Genomic DNA, 16,652 nt, shown 5'->3' on the forward strand with positions numbered 1-16,652 from the left:
GCGTTCTCTGTCTATTCCGCTACGATAGGGAACGCCCGTTCTCAACGTCAAGCCAGGAGCGTCGATGCCGGCCGCGATCACCGAGGAGCAGCAGGACCGGGACCGCCAGGGGCTGCTGGACGTCGCGGAGCGCCTCTTCTACCGGCAGGGCGTCCAGGCGGTGGGCATGGACGAGCTGCGAACCGTGTCCGGCCTGCCGCTCAAGCGCATCTACCGGCTCTTCCCGACGAAGGAGGCCCTCGTCGTCGCGATGCTGGACCGCCGCGACCGCCGCTGGCGGGCGAGCCTGGCCGCCCACCTGGACGCCGAGCCCGACCCCCGGCGGCGCGTCCTCGCCCTGTTCGACTGGCTCGGCGCGTGGTTCGCCGAGCCGGGCTTCCGCGGCTGCGCCTGGGTCAACGCCCACGGGGAGCTCGGCTCGTCCTCCCGGCCGATCGCGGACGCGGCCCGAGCCCACAAGCAGGCCTTCCGCGACCAGGTCGTCGCCCTGGTCTCGCCCGTCGACGCGTCCGCCGCCGAAACCGTCTACCTGCTCGCCGAGGGCGCCATCGTGGTCGCCGGAATCCACGGCGACCCCACCGCCGCCGCCCGCGCCCGGACGGGCGCCCGGCTCCTCCTGGACAGGACCGGCCAGGGTTGACCCTGCCGTTGGCGGCAGGGTTCCAGGCTGGGGGGCATGAAGACGAAATCGCAGGACAGGGTCGTCCTGGTCACCGGCGCGGGAACCGGGATCGGACGCGCCACGGCGCGCATGTTCGCGGCCGACGGAGCCCTGGTGGTGGCCGTCGGGCGCCGCGCGGACCCCCTGGCCGAGACCGCGCACGGGCACCCCGGCATCGAGCCCCTCGCCGCCGACGTCACCGGCGACGGCGCGGCGGCCGAGATCGTGCGCAGGGTGACCGACGTGCACGGGCGGCTGGACGTGCTGGTCAACAACGCGGCGATCGTCCGGAGCGGGACCCTGGAGACCCTCACCCCGGAGACGATCGCGCCGCAGCTCGCCACGAACCTGGTGGCGCCCGTCCTGCTGACCCGGGCGGCGCTGCCCGCGCTGGAGGGCGGCGGGGTGGTCGTCAACGTCAGCACGTCCGTCGGGCAGCGGGGCTGGGCGGGCAACGCGTTCTACGCCGCCACGAAGTCGGCGCTGGAGACGCTGACGCGCGGCTGGGCGGTGGAGCTCGCGCCCCGCGGCATCCGGGTGGCCGCCGTGGCGCCCGGCGCGATCGCCACCCCGATCGGCGAGCACCAGGGCCTCTCCGCCGAGCGCCTGGCGGCGCTCCGGCAGTGGCAGATCGAGCACACCCCGCTCGGCCGTGTCGGCCGCCCCGAGGAGGTCGCCTGGGCGATCACGCGGCTGGCCTCGCCCGCCGCCTCGTTCGTCACCGGCGTCGTCCTCGCGGTGGACGGGGGCGCGGTGATCGCCTGAGCGCGGGCGGGCGCGGCACCTGGTAGGACTGGGGCCGGAGGTGGTGGCGGTGCGGATCGGCGAGCTGGCGCGGATCACCGGGACGACGCCGCGCGCGCTGCGGCACTACGAGGAGGCGGGTCTGATCACGTCCCGCCGGGCGGAGAACGGGTACCGGATCTACGACCAGAGCGCGGCCGTGCGGGTCCGCAACATCCGGGAGCTGCTCGCCGTCGGCCTCACCCTCGACGACGTGCGCGCCTTCTCGGTCTGCCTGGACGGCGACGTCGCGGCCTCGCCCCCGTCCGCCAGGGGCCTCCAGATCGCACAGGACCGCCTCGCGATCCTCGACGCCCGCATCAGCGCCCAGGCCGAAGCCCGCGACCGCCTCGCGACCGCCCTGGCCCGGGCGGGCGAGCGACGCCCCGCACCGGCCCGCTGACGCGCGACTTCCGAAGGCCCCGCCCGGGTCGGCCAGTTCCGAACAAACCGGGAACCGTGTGATGATCGCGACATGCCGATCGACGCGCATCTGCTCGCGGTGTTCTTCGTGACCTCGATCATCGCCATGGTGATCCCCGGTCCCGACATGCTGTTCGTCCTCGGGTGCGGCATGCGGGGCGGCCCGCGGGCGGGGCTGCTCGCCACGGCCGGAGTCGCGACGAGCGAGGCCCTGCACATCGCCGTGGCCGCGGCGGGGCTGGCCGCGCTCTTCGCGGCGGTACCGGTCGCGTTCACGGTGGTGCGGGTCGCCGGGGCCGCCTATCTGATCTATCTGGGCGTCCAGACCCTGCGGCACCGCAGGGACGTGGACGCGGCACCGGACGGCGTCTCGGGGCGGCGGGCGTATCTCAACGGGCTGCTGACCAACCTGCTGAACCCGAAGATGGTCACCTTCACCGTCGCGTTCCTGCCCCAGTTCATCGATCCCGGGCTCGGGCATGTCTGGGCGCAGTTCGCGATCCTCGGCGCCATCCTGATCGCGCTGGAGTTCCTCGTGGACGGCACCGTCGGCGTCCTCGCCGGACGCATCGGAGACTGGCTGCGCCGCCGCCACACCGCCCGCCGCAGGCTCAACGCCACGGTGGGAACCCTCTTCATCGGCCTGGGCATCCGCCTGGCCGCGGAGCGGTGACGCCGCGAACCGCACCCGCCCGGGAAGGCGCCGCCCGGGAAGGGGTGGTCAGGGGCGGGCGCCTCGGCCTGTGGGGGAGTGCGCGCCTTGGCGGGCCTCGTTGCCGCAGTGACGGCAGACGACCAGGGGGCTGACCGTCTCGCCGCAGGAGTGGTGCCACCGGACGGGCGGGTCGTCCGGGTGCAGGTGCCGGTCGCCCCAGGCCATCAGCACGAGCAGGACGTCGCACAGCTCTGTGCCGGCGGGCGTGAGGCGGTACTCGTGGCGCACCGGATGGTCGCTGTAGCGCTCCCGGCGGATGATGCCGCCCGCCTCCAGCTTGCGGAGGCGGGCGGTGAGGATGTCGCGGGACGCGCCGGTGTTGTGGACGATCTGGTCGAAGCGCCGCACTCCGTAGCTCAGCTCCCGGATCGCCAGCAGGCTCCAGCGCTCGCCGACCAGGTCCAGGGTGTCGGCGATCGAGCACTCGCGCGGATCGGCGTCCTTCGGCATACCGGGAAGCCTAGCCGCCGGACCTGGCCGGACCGCCCGTCAGAGCCGCTCCACGACGGTGGCGTTGGCCAGCCCGCCCGCCTCGCACATGGTCTGGAGGCCGAACCGGCCGCCGCGGTCCTCCAGGGCGTGCAGCAGGGTCGTCATGAGGCGGGCGCCGCTCGCGCCGAGCGGGTGGCCGATGGCGATCGCGCCGCCGCGCACGTTGACGCGCGCGAGGTCGGCTCCGGTCTCGCGCGCCCACGCGAGGACGACCGGTGAGAACGCCTCGTTCACCTCGAACAGGTCGATGTCGTCCAGGGTGAGGCCGCCGCGCTCCAGCACCTTCGCGGTGGCGGGGATGATCGCGGTGAGCATCAGCAGGGGGTCGTCGCCCGTCACGGCGAAGGCGTGGAAGCGGGCGCGCGGGCGCAGGCCGAGCCGCGCGGCGACGTCGGCGCCCATGACCAGGACGGCCGCGGCGCCGTCGTTGACCGGGGAGGCGTTGCCCGCGGTGATCTTCCAGCCGATCTCGGGGAACCGCTCGGCCATGCGATCGTCGTCGTAGGCGGGCCTCAGGCCGGCGAGGATCTCCGGCGACGTCCCCGGGCGGACGGTCTCGTCCCGCTGCCCGGTCCAGGCGACCTCCCGGTCGAACTCGCCGTTCTTCCACGCCTCTGCGGCGCGGCGGTGGGACTCGTAGGCGTAGGCGTCGAGCTCCTCCCGGGACAGGTCCCAGCGGGCGGCGATCAGCTCGGCGCTGATTCCCTGGCCGACGAGCCCGCCGGGGTAGCGGTCGGGGAGCAGCGTTCCGAACGGGTCGCTGCCCGGCAGCACGCTCGACCCCATCGGCACCCGCGACATCGACTCGACCCCGCAGGCGATGGCGATGTCGTAGGCGCCGCTCTGCACGCCCTGCGCCGCGATGTGCAGGGCCTGCTGGGACGAGCCGCACTGCCGGTCGACCGTCATCGCGGGAACGCTCTCGGGGAACCCGGCGGCGAGGACGGCCGTGCGGGTGATGTTGAGCGCCTGGTCGCCGGCCTGGGTGACCACGCCGCCGATCACGTCGTCCACGGCCGCCGGGTCGAGGCCCGCCCGCTCGACCAGGGACGCCAGCGTCCGCGCCAGCAGGTCGGCCGGGTGGTCGCCGTGCAGGGCCCCGTTCGCCCTGCCCTTGCCCAGCGGCGTGCGCACCGCTTCCACGATCACCGCGTCCCGCATGAACCCCACCTCCGTTGTGTTTTCCAACTCACTCGGGCAGTATCCGCTCGGCCGACTGGAGAGCACAATCCACATCGCGAGTGAGTTGGATTACACAACTAAGTGCGCAAAAAACCCGGGGGCCGCAGCCATCGCCACAACCCCCGGGTCTTCGGGCCGCTCAGCGGGAGGGGCCCGTGCCGTGGTCCGTCTCTACCCTCCATGCGTCGAAGAGCCCCTCGGGCGGGCCGCCCGAATGTCGTCGGTCGGACAAGCGTGCCTCCTCGATCTCCTCGACGTCGCGTTCACTATGGACGTTAGTCCCACAAGCCGACATAGACCCAAAATGGGAGTCCAAACCGCCGTCAAGCATCGGGGACCGCCGTCCCGGCGGACCGTCTAGCCCTTGTACATCTCCCGCATCTTGCGCGCGGCGTCGCCCGGTTTGCGCTTCGGCCCCTTGCCCGTGGCCTCCTCGCCGCGGCGCGGCCGCTTCTCGCGCTCAGGTTCGGACTCCGCCTTGCCCGTGGGCTTCCCGGGCTTGCCAGGCTTGTCGTTCACGACAACTCCCCCGATGTCGTTCCAACTGTCGGTCCTTAGGTACCCCGTCTAGCGGGGATAGAAGCGCACCTCAGGACGGCCGACCTGGCCGTAGTGGGGCCGGCGGTCCGCCAGCCCGCTCTCCGCCAGGTACTCCAGGTACCTGCGCGCGGTGACCCGGGAGACGCCGCTGAGATCGGCGGCAGCGGCGGCGGAAAGGCCCTCGGCGGCCGACACGAGCACGTCGGTCACGGCCTGGAGGGTCTCCCCGCTCATCCCCTTGGGCAGCGCGTGGTGGTCGGGGGTGCGCAGGGTGGCGAGCATCCCGTCCACGTCCGCCTGCCCGCTGACCTCCCCCGAGCCGACCGCCTGCTCCCGGAACCGCGCATACCGGACGAGCTTGTCGCGCAGCGAGGCGAACGTGAACGGTTTCAGCAGGTACTGGACGATGCCCACCGCCACGGCGGTGCGGATCACCGCGAGGTCCCGCGCGGACGTCACGGCGATGACGTCCACGTCCCGTCCCCCGGCGCGCAGCGCGCGGCAGACGGTGAGGCCGTGCGTGTCCGGCAGGTAGAAGTCCAGCAGGACGACGTCGACCTGCGTGCGCCCGCAGAACCGCAGCGCGTCCGCCCCCGAGTGCACGACCCCGGCGACGGTGAATCCGGCGACCCGCTCGACGTAGGTCCGGTGGGCCTCCGCCGCCACCGGGTCGTCCTCGACCACCAGCACTCTGATCACGGCTCGCCGCCCCCGTGCCCCGCCTCGACGGTCCGCCTCGGCAGCGGCAGCCGGACGGTGAACACGGCGCCGTGATCGGGACCGGCGGCGCTCACCCGCACGTCACCGCCATTGCGGCGGACCGCCTGGCCGACCAGGGCGAGGCCGAGGCCGTGCCCGACCGGGCCGCCGGACGACTTCGTCGTCCACCCGCGCCGGAACAGCGCGGGCACGGCGGACGGGTCCACGCCCGGCCCGCTGTCGGACACCTCCAGCACGAGCGCCCCGTCCTGCTCGCCTGCGCTGACGGCGACGCGCGGCGGCCGGTCGCCGGCGCCCTCGACGGCCGCGTCGACCGCGTTGTCGATGAGGTTGCCGAGAATGGTGACCAGGTCGCGCGGCTCGATCGTGCCCTCGATCACGCTGTCCTCGCCGATCACGAGCTCCACGCCGCGCTCCCCCGCCTCGGCGGACTTGCCGAGCAGCAGCGCGGCCAGCACCGGCTCGCCGACCGAGCCGACGACCCGGTCGGTGAGCCGCTGCGCGCTCGCCAGTTCGGCGGTCGCGAACTCGACGGCCTGCTCGGAACGGCCCAGTTCCACCAGCGACACCACCGTGTGCAGCCGGTTCGCGGCCTCGTGCGCCTGCGAGCGCAACGACTCGGCGAACCCGCGCACCGTGTCCAGCTCACCCGTCAGCGCCTGCAGCTCGGTGTGGTCCCGCAGGGTGACGACGTTTCCCATCACGCGGTCCCGCGACCGGACGGGCGAGGTGTTCACCACGAGCACCCGCGTGTCCCCCACATGGATCTCGTCCGACCGCCGCTCGCCCGACACCAGCGTCGCCACCAACTCCTCCGGCAACCCCAGCTCCGCCACGTTCCGCCCCCGCAACTCCCCCGAGGCCCGCCCGCGCGGCATCCCACCCCCGCGCACCGCGGCGGGTGGGGACGGGGTGCGGGGGCCGCCGAGGTCGAGGAGGTGTCGTGCGGCGTCGTTGCAGAGGACGATGCGGCCCGCGCGGTCGAGGATCAGGAGGCCTTCGCGGACGGCGTGCAGGATCGCCTCGTAGTACTCGAACATGCCGCGCAGCTCGTCGGGGGCGACGCCGCGGGTCTGGCGGCGGAGGCGGGCGGAGACGAGGTAGCTGCCCGCCATCCCGACGGCGAGGACGGCCGCGGCGACGGCGCCGAGGGCCAGCAGGCGCTGGCGGAGCTCGGCCGAGATCGCCTTGACCGTGATCCCGACCGCGACCAGGGCGACCACCCGGTGGTCCTCGCCGAAGACGGGGGCGACGGTGCGCACGGACGGTCCGAGCGTGCCGGTGTAGGTCTCGGTGAACGTCCGGCCCGCGAGCGCGGGCGCGGTGTTGCCGACGAACGGCCCGCCGATGCGCGACGGGTTCGGGTGCGTGTAGCGGATCCCGGCCGGGCTCATGATCGTGATGAAGTCGACGCCGGTGTCGTGCCGGACGCGTTCGGCGTAGGGCTGCAGGAGGCGGCTCGGGGCCGGGTCGGCGAGCGCGGCCCGGACGGTCGGGGCGTCGGCGATGCTCGCCGCGACCGCCGACACCGTCTGGGCCGCGCTGTCGTCGACGGCGCGGCCGGAGTCCAGGAAGGCCAGCGCCGCGCCGGCCGCCACCAGGAGCCCGACGATCGCCGCCTGGAGCACGAGCAGCTGCCGTGCCAGGCTCCAGCGGCCGGGCGCCGCCCATCGAGGACGCACTCCCGCCCCCCTCGCCTCTCGACGTCACCACATCGCACCTTGCCGTGAACGAAATGTACACAAGGGTGACCGCCGTCACGGAACCGCGCATAGTACCTGCGAGCTCACCTCCAGAGCGGCGCCCATGGTGTGCATGCTCCGGCTTCGGCCGGAGGATGGGTGCCGCCGCGGGGCGGCCGCCCGCCCGCCGATCCGACCGGACCGGGCGGGCGCCGCTCCTCGCACCGAGGCCGGGGGTCCTGAGCCGAGGAGGTGCCCCGTGACCCCGCCCGCCTCCTTCATGATCGTCGCATCGGCCGCCGAGCCGTCCGGGACGCGGAAGGCCCCGCTCCCCGCGCCGGGCGGCGCGCCCGTCCAGAGGCCCGGCCGCCCGGCGCCGCGCGTCCCCGCTCCGGCGCCGGGCGGCCGTTTCACGCGGACTCGGGCTGCGGACGGCGCCCGCGCAGGCGCCTGCGGGGCCGTTCGGCCACCGGCCGGAAGCGGATCACCACCGGGAGGTCGGGCATGCCGACCGCGCGGCGGTACCGCTCGACCGGGCCCGCGCCGAGTTCCCCGTACACCTCGCTGACGAGCGCATCGCCCCCGCAGGACACGTTCAGCCGCAGGCGCGGCCGGTCGACCGTCCCGGTGAGGCGGGCGCGGGCGTCCTGGACGCCAGGCAGGCCGCGCGCGTCCCGGTGCAGGACGTCGGCGGCGGCGCGGGCCCGGGCGCGGGTCTCGGGGTCGAGGTCGGGCCACCGGTGGTGGACGACGGCCCGCCCCTGGAGGACCAGCCACAGCTGGCCGGCGAGCGCCAGCACCTCGGCGGCGCCCGCCGCGGCCGGCAGGAACCAGCCGGTCTCCCGGGTGAAGCGCGCCAGGGCGGGGTCGAGCAGCGGCCGCTCCGACAGGGCGCCGAACGCGTCGAAGGCGCCGAGGCCGAGGGCGAGACCGGACGCACCGGCCAGCAGCAGCACCGCCCCGGTCACCGCGAGCGCGATCCTCATCGTCAGTCCTTCCGTCGGTACCGTCGGTCCTTTCGCAGCCCTGTCAGACGTCCCGCCCGGCGCCGTCGGACGCTCCGCCGGCACGGTCGGTCCCTCCGCCGGCACCTCAGTCCTTCCGCCAGCCGAGGCGGACGTCGACCGGCGGCCGGTGCATCGGCTCGATCCGGTCCAGGCGCGCGTCGACCGCGTCGTGGACGAGGTCGGCGAGGTTCGCCGGGTTGCGGTAGTGGGTGGCGGCCCGCACGAGCAGGCCCCGCCGGAAGATCCCGAGGCCCCGGACACGTGCGCGCTCGATGCCGGGGACCTCCAGCGCCGCGGCGGCGAGCGTGCGGCGCAGCGCGGCGCGGCCGATGACGCCCGCCAGCCGCGGATCGGCGCCCGCCAGCGGCACCCCGCGCAGCCGTCCGGGCAGCGCGGCCGCCATGAGGGCCGCCCCGAGGGCGGCCAGCGCGCCCGACGCCGCCAGCACGTCCGGGTCGTTCCAGGCGTGCCGCCGCAGGGCCTCCACGACCGGGGCGACGCCCGGCACCGGGTGGACGGCCGATCCGAGCGCCCCGGCGAGCAGTTCGATCGCGGCCACCCCGGCGAACGCGGTCACCAGCAGCGCCGCGGCGAGCCCCGCGAACGCGCGGCGGGGCCGCAGCTCGCGGACGGCGAGCCGGCGCGCCAGCCGCCTGCCCTGCGCCTCCTCGATCAGCTCCTTGACCAGCGTCTCGGCCATAGCCACCCCCGTGAGCCCTCGGCACATCCGGCTTCGTCACCCATGGTGCGCGAAAGTCACGCGGAGTGAAACACGCCATGCCGACATCTCACGCGTTCGCCGGTCGGGGAAACCCGCAGGTCAGCGGAAGACGACCGTCCGGTCGCCGTTGAGCAGCACGCGGTGCTCGGCGTGCCAGCGGACGGCGCGGGCGAGCGCGAGGCACTCCACGTCGCGCCCCACGGCCACCAGCTCCTCCGGGCTGTGGCTGTGGTCGACGCGCGCGACCTCCTGCTCGATGATCGGCCCCTCGTCCAGGTCGGCGGTGACGTAGTGCGCGGTCGCGCCGATCAGCTTCACGCCGCGCGCGTGCGCCTGGTGGTAGGGGCGGGCGCCCTTGAAGCTCGGCAGGAACGAGTGGTGGATGTTGATGATCGCGCCGGGCAGCTTGGCGCAGAAGTCGTCGGACAGGATCTGCATGTACCGGGCGAGGACGACGAGGTCGACGCGGTAGTGCTCGACCAGCGTCAGGATCTCGGCCTCCTGCGCGGCCTTGCCGCCCGGCCCGGCCGGCAGGTGGTGGTAGTCGATCCCGTACGACTGGGTGAGCGGCCGCAGGTCGGGGTGGTTGGACGCGACCGCGACGATGTCGATGTCGAGCAGCCCGGACCGCGTCCGGTACAGCAGGTCGTTGAGGCAGTGCCCGCCCTTCGACACCATGATCAGCACACGCGGGCGCTCGGCCAGCGGGTGCAGCCGCCACTCCAGGCCGAGCTCGGGCACCAGGGACGCGAACGCCCCGCGCAGCTCGTCGGGGTCGGTGTCGTCGAGCGCCGTGAACTGCACCCGCATGAAGTAGGTGCCGGTCTCGCCGTCGCCGAACTGCTGGCTCTCGACGATGTTGCACCCGCGCTCGGCCAGCAGCCCCGAGACGGCGGCCACGATGCCGGGCCGATCGGGGCAGGACAGGGTCAGCACGTACTCGTTCACGGGTTCGCTCACGGGTCTCATTCTCGCCTCGGCGCGGGAGGCGCCGGCTCAGGACGGGTCCCTCCCGAGCTTACGCGGCGGCGTTCCGTCCCGCCGCTGTACAGGCCGGTCGGGCGGGGATCCGCGCGGCGGCCGGCGGCCCTGCCGCGTGCGCCTTTCCACCGCCCCCTTGTCTACCGGTGAGTAGTTTGAAGCCTTGGCTTGGGGTTACCTTTGCCCCCATGCGGCGAATCGCGCTCGTGGCGCTGGCGGTCACCCTGGCCCTGGCGGGCTGCACCGACAAGACCGGCGAGAAGGGCGGCGAGGGCGGGAAGGGCGGCCGTCCCGCGACGGTCGACGGCGTCCCGACCTCCGAGGGGACGCACAAGCAGAAGCTCGACGTGGGGACGGTCGGGCACCGCGAGTACCTGCTGCACGTCCCGTCCAAGGTCGCGGACGGGACATGGAAGGACGGCAGGCCGGCCGACAAGCCCGCGCTGGTCATCGCCCTGCACGGCGGCCTGGCCACCATGTCGAAGATGCGGGACCTGACCGGCTTCGACAAGCTGTCGGACGAGCACGGCTTCCTCGTCGCCTACCCCGACGGGTTCATGACCACGTGGAACGCGGGCGACTGCTGCGGCGCGGCGAAGGTCGGCAACGTCGACGACGTGGGGTTCCTCGGCAAGCTCATCGACAAGCTCACCGGCGCCAGGCTGGCCGACCCGAAACGCGTCTATGTCACCGGGTTCTCCAACGGCGCCGGGATGGCGTACCGGATGGCCTGCGAGAAGCCGGGCAAGGTGGCGGCGATCGGAGTGGTCGAGGGCGCGCTGGTGACCAAGTGCGATCCGGGCCGTCCGGTCTCGGCGATGATCTTCCACGGGACGGCGGACGGGAACGTCCCCTTCAACGGGGGCGGCAACCGGGACTTCAACGACAAGCGCCCGTTCCCGCCGGTCTCGGACGCGGTGGACTTCTGGCGCAGGCTCGCGGGGCTGCCCCAGCCGCGCGAGCGGGTGAAGGCGCTGAGCGACGACACCCGGTGCGAGAGCACGGGCAAGGGCGGCCGCGGCGTCGCCGTGACCTTCTGCAAGATCGACGGGGGGCGGCACCAGTGGCCCAAGGAGGCGAGCTCGATGCTCTGGAGCTTCTTCGCCGCCCATCCGCGCAGCGGGACGTGAGAGCTTTTCATATTCTCCCGGTAGTATGGCATCGTGACGAGCATGAACCTCCGGGACCGCTATGACGCCGCGACCGCCGGACTAGAGGCGCCGTTCGCCGTCGTCGACCTCGCGGCCTTCCGCGCCAACGCCGCCGACCTCGTGCGCCGCGCCGCGGGCAAGCCCATCCGGGTCGCCAGCAAGTCGGTGCGCTGCCGGGCCCTCCTGGAGGACGTCCTCGCGATGGACGGCTTCGCCGGGATCATGGCGTTCACCCTCCCGGAGGCGCTCTGGCTGGCCGCCGAGGGCGTCAGCGACGACATCCTCGTCGCCTACCCCACGGCCGACCGCAGCGCGATCGCCGCGCTCGCCGACGATCCCCGCGCCGCCCGCGCCGTCACGCTGATGATCGACTCCCCCGAGCACCTCGACCTGATCGAGTCCGCCGCGGGCGACCGGCGCGTGCGGGTCTGCATCGACATCGACGCCTCGTTCCGCACGCTCGGCGGCCGGGTCCGGATCGGCGCGCTGCGCTCCCCGCTGCACACCGCCGCCGACGTCGGGGAGTTCGCCGAGCTGGTCCTCAAGCGGCCCTCGCTCGACCTCGTCGGCCTGATGGCCTACGAGTCGCAGATCGCGGGCGTCGGCGACGTGCCGCCCGGCCGGCCCGCGCGGGGCCGCGTCATCCGCGCCATGCAGCGGCAGTCCCGGGCGGAGCTGGCCCGGCGCCGCGCGGCGATCGTCCGGGCCGTCCGGGGGCTGACCGAGCTGGAGTTCGTCAACGGCGGCGGCACCGGCAGCGTCGAGAAGACCGCGGCCGAGCGGGCCGTCACCGAGGTCGCGGCGGGCTCCGGCCTCTACCAGCCGCACCTGTTCGACCAGTACTCCAACTTCACCGGACGGCCGGCCGCGCTGTTCGCGCTGCCCGTCGTCCGGCGTCCGGCGCCCGGTGTCGTGACGTGCCTCGGCGGCGGCTACCTCGCGTCCGGACCGGCCGACGCCGTCCGCCTCCCCCAGCCCTATCTGCCGACGGGCCTGTCCTACAACGGCAACGAGGGCGCGGGCGAGGTGCAGACGCCGCTGCTCGGACGCGCCGCCGACCTGCTGGCGGTCGGCGACCGCGTCTGGTTCCGCCACACCAAGGCCGGGGAGCTGTGCGAACGCTTCGACGCGCTGCACCTCGTCGAGGACGGCCGGCACGTCCGCACCGTCCCCACCTACCGGGGCGAGGGCCGCACGTTCCTGTGAGCGCCCGCCCGACCGTCTAGGTTGGGGGGCATGAGCGACGCTCCCATGATCAGTGTCCGCGGCGAGGCGGTGCTGGAGGCCGAGCCGGAGATCGCGCGGCTGTCGGTGCACGTCCAGTCGCAGGAGTCGGACCGGCGCGCGGCCCTCGATCGGCTCACCGAGCGGAACCAGCGGTGCCTCGACCTGGTCAAGTCCTACGGCGAGGCTGTGGAGAAGCTGGAGACCGGCGGCCTGTCGATCACGCCGCTGCTGAAGTACAAGCGGCGCGAGGGCGACGTCCGCGCCTACCGCGGCACCGTCTGGATCAAGATCACGGTCAGCGACTTCGCGGTGCTGGGCGAGCTGGTCACCCGGCTCGGCGACCTGGAGCGCACCTACGTCTCCGGGCCGGAGTGGGAACTGCGGCACGACAGCGAGGTGTACCGGCGGGCCGCGCGGCAGGCGGCGAACGAGGCCGTCGAGCGGGCCCGCGGCTACGCCGAGGCGCTCGGGGCCCGGCTCACCGGGCTGGTGGAGCTGTCGGACGAGGGCCTCGGCCGCGACAACGGCGCGGGCGGGCCCGTCGCGCTCGCCGCCGCCTACGGGCGCGCGCCGGGCGGGGCCGCCGAGGAGCCCGAGCCGATCGACCTGGAGCCCGAGACGCAGATCGTCCGCGCCACGGTCGAGGCCCGGTTCACCGCGACGGCGCCCGACCTCGGCTGACCGGCCCGGCCTCCGCTGAACTGCGGGGGCCGCCGCGCCCGTACTCCAGGACGTGGGAGGAACGGACTGCGGGGAGTACCGGATCGGCCTCGGCGTCTACGCCATCGGGCGGCTCGCCGACGCCGAGGCGGACGCGCTGTCGGCGCACCTGGACGACTGCCCGCCGTGCCGGGACGAGCTCGCCCGGCTCCGCGACGTCGCCGAGCTGCTCGCCCGCTCCGCCCGGCAGTGGAACGGCGCCGTCCCGCCGCACCCGAGTCCCGCCCGGAAACGCGGAAGCGCCGGCCGCGGACCGCGGACCGGCGCCTCGGGGGCGGGGCTCAGGGGCGCCTGCGCCTACGGCGCCGCAGGACCAGGGCGGTCACGATGACCGCCGCGCCGACGCCCGCGAGCACCAGCCGCCTGTCGATCTGACCGCCCTCGCCGTCCTCGTCCTCGGAGGGGCGCACCATCGCGCCGAGCGCCTTGGCGACCTGGTCGGCCTCCTCCTTCAGCCGCTCCGCGCCACGCTGCGCGACGTTCCGCGGGCTGACCCGGTCGGCGAGCTCGTCGATGGTGCGGGCCAGTTGCCGCCGGCTGCGCTCTATCTCCCGTTCCAGCGCCTCCGGGTCGCGGCTCTTGTCAGCCATGCCGTGTCCTTATCGTGTCGGGCGTACTCGCGCGGGCCGGGACCGTGACGAGCCGAGCGGTGATCCGCACAGTCTTGCAGGTCTTCCCGGCGGATGCCCGCCGCACCCCAGCCGGTACCGTTGGACCCACCATCCGAGCGAAAGGCGGGACAGGGTGTCCGAGCGGCTGCAGCCGGGCGACGTCGCCCCCGAGTTCGAGCTACCCGACGCCGACGAGACCGCGGTGTCGCTGGCCTCGCTGCGCGGCAAGCGCGTGATCCTCTACTTCTACCCGGCGGCCATGACCCCCGGCTGCACCAAGGAGTCGGTCGACTTCGAGGGAAGCCTGCCCGAGTTGGAGGCCGCGGGCGTCACCGTCGTCGGCGTCTCCCCCGACAAGCCGGCCAAGCTCGCCAAGTTCCGGGACAAGGAAGGGCTCACGTTCCCGCTCCTGTCCGACCCGGACACGAAGGTCCTGCAGGCCTACGGCGCCTACGGGGAGAAGAAGCTGTACGGCAAGGCCGTCGTCGGGGTCATCCGGTCGACGTTCCTCATCGACGCCGACGGCAAGATCGAGAAGTCGTACTACAACGTGAAGGCGGCGGGGCACGTGGAGCGCCTCCGCCGCGACCTCGGCCTGTAGGCACCGCGCCGGCCCGCGCTCCGCGCGGGCCGGGTGCGGGCGGGGGGATTCGAACCCCCACGGTGTCGCCACCAACAGGACCTAAACCTGCCGCGTATACCTGATTTCGCCACGCCCGCCCGTGCCCTCGTCCGGGCTCCCGTTCGAGGGCGCGTTCAGCTTAGCGCCCTGATCGGCGGGTGCGGGAACGGATTCCGCGGCCTCCCGCCGGGGCGCCCGGTACAGGATCGCGACGGCGACCGCGGTGACGGCGAGCGCGATCGACGCGGTGAGGAACGCCGACTGGAGGCCGTCGCTGAAGGCCGCCCGCGCGTGGTCGGCGGCCTGCGGGCCGAGCCGTACCGCCACCGCGACGGACGTCCTCGCCTGCTCGGCGGCCGGGTCCGGAAGGTTCCCGAGGTCGAGGTTCGCGCGGTAGACCGACTGGAGGAGGCTGCCGAGGACGGCGATGCCGAGCGCGCCGCCGAGCTCCCGGGCCAGGTCGTTCATCGCCGAGCCCACGCCCTGCTTCTCGGCGGGCAGCGCGTCGGTGATCGAGGCGGTGGACGGGGTCATGGCGAGGCCCATGCCGGCGCCGAACGGGATGAGGCCCGCGAGCAGCAGCCAGTAGGTGCTGTCCTCGTCCAGCAGCGAGAAGACCAGCATCCCGACGCCGACCAGGAGCAGGCCGGCCGTGATGACGCGGCGCGGGCCGAGCCTCGCGGCCAGCTTCGGCGCGACGACCCGGGCGGACGGCATCATCGCGAGCGCCATCGGCACCAGGCTGAGGGCGCCCACGAGCGCGCTGTCGCCCTTCACCAGTTGCAGGTACTGCAGGATGATGAAGACGAAGCCGAAGAAGGCGAAGAACTGCAGGGTGATCGTGAGGGAGCCGGCCGAGAAGGCCCGGAGCCGGAACAGCCGCGGGTCGAGCAGCGGGTTCGGCCGCTTCAGCTCCCACGCGACGAACCCGGCGAGGACGACCAGGGCGGCGGCGATGCCGAGCAGGGTCCGCGCGGAGGCCCAGCCGTGCGTCGGCGCCTCGATGATCGAGTAGACGGCGGCGCCGAGCCCGGCCACGGTGATCAGCGCGCCGGTCAGGTCGAGCCTCGGCGCGTCCGGCTCGGCGGACTCGGGGACGAACGCGAGCGTCGCGACCAGCGCGACCACGGCGAGCACGACGTTCATCCAGAACACCGACCGCCACGACCAGAACTCCAGCAGGGTCCCCGACACCAGCAGGCCGAAGATGGCGCTGGCCCCGGCGACGCCCGCCCAGGCGCCGACCGCGCGGGTGCGCTGCGCGGCCGGGAACGTCGAGGTGATCGTGGACAGCGTCGCCGGCATGACCAGGGCCGCGCCGACGCCGAGGACGCCGCGCATCGCGATCAGCCAGTTCGGGTCGCCCCCCAGCGCCGCCGCGGCCGAGCCCGCACCGAACACGACGAGCCCGGCGGCGAGGGCGCGCCGCCGTCCGTAGCGGTCGCCGATCGCGCCGCCGAGCAGCAGCAGGGCCGCGAAGACCAGCGCGTAGGCGTCGATGATCCACGACAGCTCGGTGAGGCCGGCGTGGGTGTCGCGGGCGATGGACGGCACCGCCGTGTTGAGCGAGGCCACGGCCGAGACCACCGTGGCGAGGGACAGCATCACCGCCGGCAGCACCGCCCGGTGGACGGCGCCCGGCCCCTGCTTCGTGGTGTTCATACCTCGACCGTGCCTCCGGCCCGGCCTATATTTCAACCATGATGAATAAACCCGGGGCCGGACGCGGGCGCCGGCGCGGCAGCCCCGACACCCGCGAGACGATCCTCGCGGTGGCCCGCCGGCGGTTCCTGGCCGACGGGTACGGGCCGGTCACGATGCGGTCCGTCGCCGCCGAGGCGGGCGTGGACGCCGCGCTGATCAGCTATTTCTTCGGCTCGAAGAAGGGCCTTTTCGGGGCGGTGCTCGGGCTCGTCGCCAACCCGCCCGAGGTGCTGGCGGGCGCGCTGCCCGGCGACCCCGCCGAGCTGCCCGAACGCGTCCTGCGCGCGCTGGTCGCCACATGGGACGACCCCGAGCGCGGCGCGCCGCTGCTGCTCATGGTGCGCGCGGCCGTCCAGGACCCGGACCTGACCCGGCTGGTGCGCGACCTCCTGGAACGCGAGGTGGTCGGCCGCATCGCCGACCATCTCGGCGGCCCCGACGCCACCGCGCGGGCCGGGGCGTTCGGCGCCCAGCTCGCCGGGCTGATCTTCGTGCGCTACATCCTCGCGATGGAACCCGTCGCCTCGATGCCGCCCGATGAATTAATCCGGTACCTCGCCCCCGGCCTCCGCGCCGCCGTCCACAGCCCGTCCCGCCGGTCCCGGATGCGGTGAGCCGGTAGCGGACACGCCGCGGCGGGATTGCGGACGACACATCGGACGATTCGGGCAAAGATTCCCAGCGCGCCCGGGGCGGGCGCTCTAGGCTGG

General features: G+C 74.0%; 20 protein-coding genes and 1 tRNA gene. 10 read left to right on the top strand and 11 right to left on the bottom strand.

Going from position 1 to position 16,652, the window contains the following annotated elements; genetic code table 11:
* Positions 1 to 64 precede the first annotated feature (64 nt).
* From AB0H37_RS03640 to AB0H37_RS03655, 4 genes are all read left to right on the top strand, one after another.
* On the top strand, positions 65 to 640 hold the full coding sequence (locus tag AB0H37_RS03640; protein WP_360611117.1) for a TetR/AcrR family transcriptional regulator: 576 nt from the start codon (positions 65 to 67) through the stop codon (positions 638 to 640).
* A gap of 36 nt (positions 641 to 676) precedes the next feature.
* Positions 677 to 1,426 carry an SDR family oxidoreductase gene (locus AB0H37_RS03645; protein ID WP_360611119.1) on the top strand — a complete coding sequence of 250 codons (750 nt, stop codon included), beginning with the start codon at positions 677 to 679 and terminating at the stop codon, positions 1,424 to 1,426.
* A gap of 49 nt (positions 1,427 to 1,475) precedes the next feature.
* Complete coding sequence (locus tag AB0H37_RS03650) at positions 1,476 to 1,847, top strand: MerR family transcriptional regulator (RefSeq protein WP_179837192.1); 372 nt, start codon at positions 1,476 to 1,478, stop codon at positions 1,845 to 1,847.
* Positions 1,848 to 1,919: 72 nt separating this feature from the next.
* A complete protein-coding gene (locus AB0H37_RS03655) occupies positions 1,920 to 2,540 on the top strand; it encodes a LysE family translocator (RefSeq protein ID WP_329086328.1) in 621 nt (206 codons plus the stop codon).
* Positions 2,541 to 2,588: 48 nt separating this feature from the next.
* Here the strand turns inward: AB0H37_RS03655 and AB0H37_RS03660 are convergent, their stop codons facing one another.
* The 8 genes from AB0H37_RS03660 to purU all read right to left on the bottom strand — a co-directional run bounded on the left by AB0H37_RS03660 (position 2,589) and on the right by purU (position 9,886).
* Entirely contained in the window at positions 2,589 to 3,032 is a 444-nt protein-coding gene (locus AB0H37_RS03660) for a helix-turn-helix domain-containing protein (RefSeq protein ID WP_179837194.1), read from the bottom strand.
* A 39-nt stretch (positions 3,033 to 3,071) separates the two neighbouring features.
* The gene (locus AB0H37_RS03665; protein WP_360611122.1) at positions 3,072 to 4,235 is read right to left on the bottom strand and encodes a thiolase family protein; all 1,164 of its coding nucleotides are present in this window, start codon (positions 4,233 to 4,235) and stop codon (positions 3,072 to 3,074) included.
* A 378-nt stretch (positions 4,236 to 4,613) separates the two neighbouring features.
* Positions 4,614 to 4,775 (bottom strand): hypothetical protein, encoded by a 162-nt coding sequence (locus AB0H37_RS03670; RefSeq protein WP_179278653.1) that lies wholly within the window; start codon positions 4,773 to 4,775, stop codon positions 4,614 to 4,616.
* Between the two features lie 48 nt (positions 4,776 to 4,823).
* Entirely contained in the window at positions 4,824 to 5,495 is a 672-nt protein-coding gene (locus AB0H37_RS03675; protein ID WP_360611124.1) for a response regulator, read from the bottom strand.
* Positions 5,492 to 7,198 carry a sensor histidine kinase gene (locus AB0H37_RS03680; protein ID WP_360611126.1) on the bottom strand — a complete coding sequence of 569 codons (1,707 nt, stop codon included), beginning with the start codon at positions 7,196 to 7,198 and terminating at the stop codon, positions 5,492 to 5,494. Before AB0H37_RS03680 ends, AB0H37_RS03675 begins: the two co-directional genes overlap by 4 nt.
* A gap of 410 nt (positions 7,199 to 7,608) precedes the next feature.
* Positions 7,609 to 8,184, bottom strand: coding sequence for a hypothetical protein (locus tag AB0H37_RS03685; protein WP_329086317.1), 576 nt, complete (start codon positions 8,182 to 8,184; stop codon positions 7,609 to 7,611).
* 106 nt (positions 8,185 to 8,290) lie between these two features.
* Positions 8,291 to 8,905: a DUF6286 domain-containing protein gene (locus tag AB0H37_RS03690; RefSeq protein ID WP_360611128.1), complete on the bottom strand. Its 615-nt coding sequence runs from the start codon at positions 8,903 to 8,905 to the stop codon at positions 8,291 to 8,293.
* A 120-nt stretch (positions 8,906 to 9,025) separates the two neighbouring features.
* Positions 9,026 to 9,886, bottom strand: coding sequence for a formyltetrahydrofolate deformylase (gene purU / locus AB0H37_RS03695; protein ID WP_329086315.1), 861 nt, complete (start codon positions 9,884 to 9,886; stop codon positions 9,026 to 9,028).
* Between the two features lie 209 nt (positions 9,887 to 10,095).
* On the opposite strand from purU, the gene AB0H37_RS03700 reads away from it, so the two are divergent.
* Genes AB0H37_RS03700 through AB0H37_RS03715 form a run of 4 tightly spaced genes read left to right on the top strand, consistent with a single transcriptional unit; the run spans position 10,096 to position 13,336 of the window.
* On the top strand, positions 10,096 to 11,037 hold the full coding sequence (locus AB0H37_RS03700) for a PHB depolymerase family esterase (RefSeq protein ID WP_360611131.1): 942 nt from the start codon (positions 10,096 to 10,098) through the stop codon (positions 11,035 to 11,037).
* Between the two features lie 42 nt (positions 11,038 to 11,079).
* Positions 11,080 to 12,264: an amino acid deaminase/aldolase gene (locus AB0H37_RS03705; protein WP_329098572.1), complete on the top strand. Its 1,185-nt coding sequence runs from the start codon at positions 11,080 to 11,082 to the stop codon at positions 12,262 to 12,264.
* Between the two features lie 30 nt (positions 12,265 to 12,294).
* Positions 12,295 to 12,966 carry an SIMPL domain-containing protein gene (locus AB0H37_RS03710; protein WP_179837201.1) on the top strand — a complete coding sequence of 224 codons (672 nt, stop codon included), beginning with the start codon at positions 12,295 to 12,297 and terminating at the stop codon, positions 12,964 to 12,966.
* A 52-nt stretch (positions 12,967 to 13,018) separates the two neighbouring features.
* A complete protein-coding gene (locus AB0H37_RS03715) occupies positions 13,019 to 13,336 on the top strand; it encodes a zf-HC2 domain-containing protein (protein WP_218935380.1) in 318 nt (105 codons plus the stop codon).
* Here AB0H37_RS03715 and AB0H37_RS03720 read toward each other — a convergent pair.
* Positions 13,287 to 13,595: a DUF3618 domain-containing protein gene (locus AB0H37_RS03720; protein WP_179837202.1), complete on the bottom strand. Its 309-nt coding sequence runs from the start codon at positions 13,593 to 13,595 to the stop codon at positions 13,287 to 13,289. The genes AB0H37_RS03715 and AB0H37_RS03720 overlap by 50 nt on opposite strands.
* 154 nt (positions 13,596 to 13,749) lie before the next feature.
* Between AB0H37_RS03720 and bcp the strand changes: the two genes are divergently transcribed.
* Positions 13,750 to 14,217, top strand: a complete 468-nt coding sequence (gene bcp / locus AB0H37_RS03725) for a thioredoxin-dependent thiol peroxidase (RefSeq protein ID WP_229809970.1) — start codon at positions 13,750 to 13,752, stop codon at positions 14,215 to 14,217.
* Between the two features lie 34 nt (positions 14,218 to 14,251).
* Here the strand turns inward: bcp and AB0H37_RS03730 are convergent.
* Together AB0H37_RS03730 and AB0H37_RS03735 are read right to left on the bottom strand one after the other, a co-directional pair.
* Positions 14,252 to 14,336: transfer RNA gene (locus AB0H37_RS03730), tRNA-Leu, on the bottom strand.
* Complete coding sequence (locus tag AB0H37_RS03735) at positions 14,299 to 15,900, bottom strand: MFS transporter (RefSeq protein WP_360611134.1); 1,602 nt, start codon at positions 15,898 to 15,900, stop codon at positions 14,299 to 14,301. The genes AB0H37_RS03730 and AB0H37_RS03735 overlap by 38 nt, the downstream gene beginning before the upstream one ends.
* 38 nt (positions 15,901 to 15,938) lie before the next feature.
* Here AB0H37_RS03735 and AB0H37_RS03740 point away from each other — a divergent pair, with 38 nt between their 5' ends.
* Complete coding sequence (locus AB0H37_RS03740; RefSeq protein WP_360611136.1) at positions 15,939 to 16,556, top strand: TetR family transcriptional regulator; 618 nt, start codon at positions 15,939 to 15,941, stop codon at positions 16,554 to 16,556.
* Positions 16,557 to 16,652 lie beyond the last annotated feature (96 nt).

Origin of the sequence: Actinomadura sp. NPDC023710 (assembly GCF_040639875.1) — a bacterium.
Taxonomy (GTDB): Bacteria; Actinomycetota; Actinomycetes; order Streptosporangiales; family Streptosporangiaceae; genus Spirillospora; species Spirillospora citrea.

Excerpts from the sequence above, each read along its gene's own strand:
- AB0H37_RS03640 (WP_360611117.1), top strand. The coding sequence starts at position 65 with ATGCCGGCCGCGATCACCGAGGAGCAGCAGGACCGGGACCGCCAGGGG.
- AB0H37_RS03645 (WP_360611119.1), top strand. The coding sequence starts at position 677 with ATGAAGACGAAATCGCAGGACAGGGTCGTCCTGGTCACCGGCGCGGGA.
- AB0H37_RS03655 (WP_329086328.1), top strand. The coding sequence starts at position 1,920 with ATGCCGATCGACGCGCATCTGCTCGCGGTGTTCTTCGTGACCTCGATC.
- AB0H37_RS03660 (WP_179837194.1), bottom strand. The coding sequence starts at position 3,032 with ATGCCGAAGGACGCCGATCCGCGCGAGTGCTCGATCGCCGACACCCTG.
- AB0H37_RS03665 (WP_360611122.1), bottom strand. The coding sequence starts at position 4,235 with ATGCGGGACGCGGTGATCGTGGAAGCGGTGCGCACGCCGCTGGGCAAG.
- AB0H37_RS03685 (WP_329086317.1), bottom strand. The coding sequence starts at position 8,184 with ATGAGGATCGCGCTCGCGGTGACCGGGGCGGTGCTGCTGCTGGCCGGT.
- AB0H37_RS03690 (WP_360611128.1), bottom strand. The coding sequence starts at position 8,905 with ATGGCCGAGACGCTGGTCAAGGAGCTGATCGAGGAGGCGCAGGGCAGG.
- AB0H37_RS03700 (WP_360611131.1), top strand. The coding sequence starts at position 10,096 with ATGCGGCGAATCGCGCTCGTGGCGCTGGCGGTCACCCTGGCCCTGGCG.
- AB0H37_RS03705 (WP_329098572.1), top strand. The coding sequence starts at position 11,080 with ATGAACCTCCGGGACCGCTATGACGCCGCGACCGCCGGACTAGAGGCG.
- AB0H37_RS03710 (WP_179837201.1), top strand. The coding sequence starts at position 12,295 with ATGAGCGACGCTCCCATGATCAGTGTCCGCGGCGAGGCGGTGCTGGAG.
- AB0H37_RS03720 (WP_179837202.1), bottom strand. The coding sequence starts at position 13,595 with ATGGCTGACAAGAGCCGCGACCCGGAGGCGCTGGAACGGGAGATAGAG.
- AB0H37_RS03735 (WP_360611134.1), bottom strand. The coding sequence starts at position 15,900 with ATGAACACCACGAAGCAGGGGCCGGGCGCCGTCCACCGGGCGGTGCTG.
- AB0H37_RS03740 (WP_360611136.1), top strand. The coding sequence starts at position 15,939 with ATGATGAATAAACCCGGGGCCGGACGCGGGCGCCGGCGCGGCAGCCCC.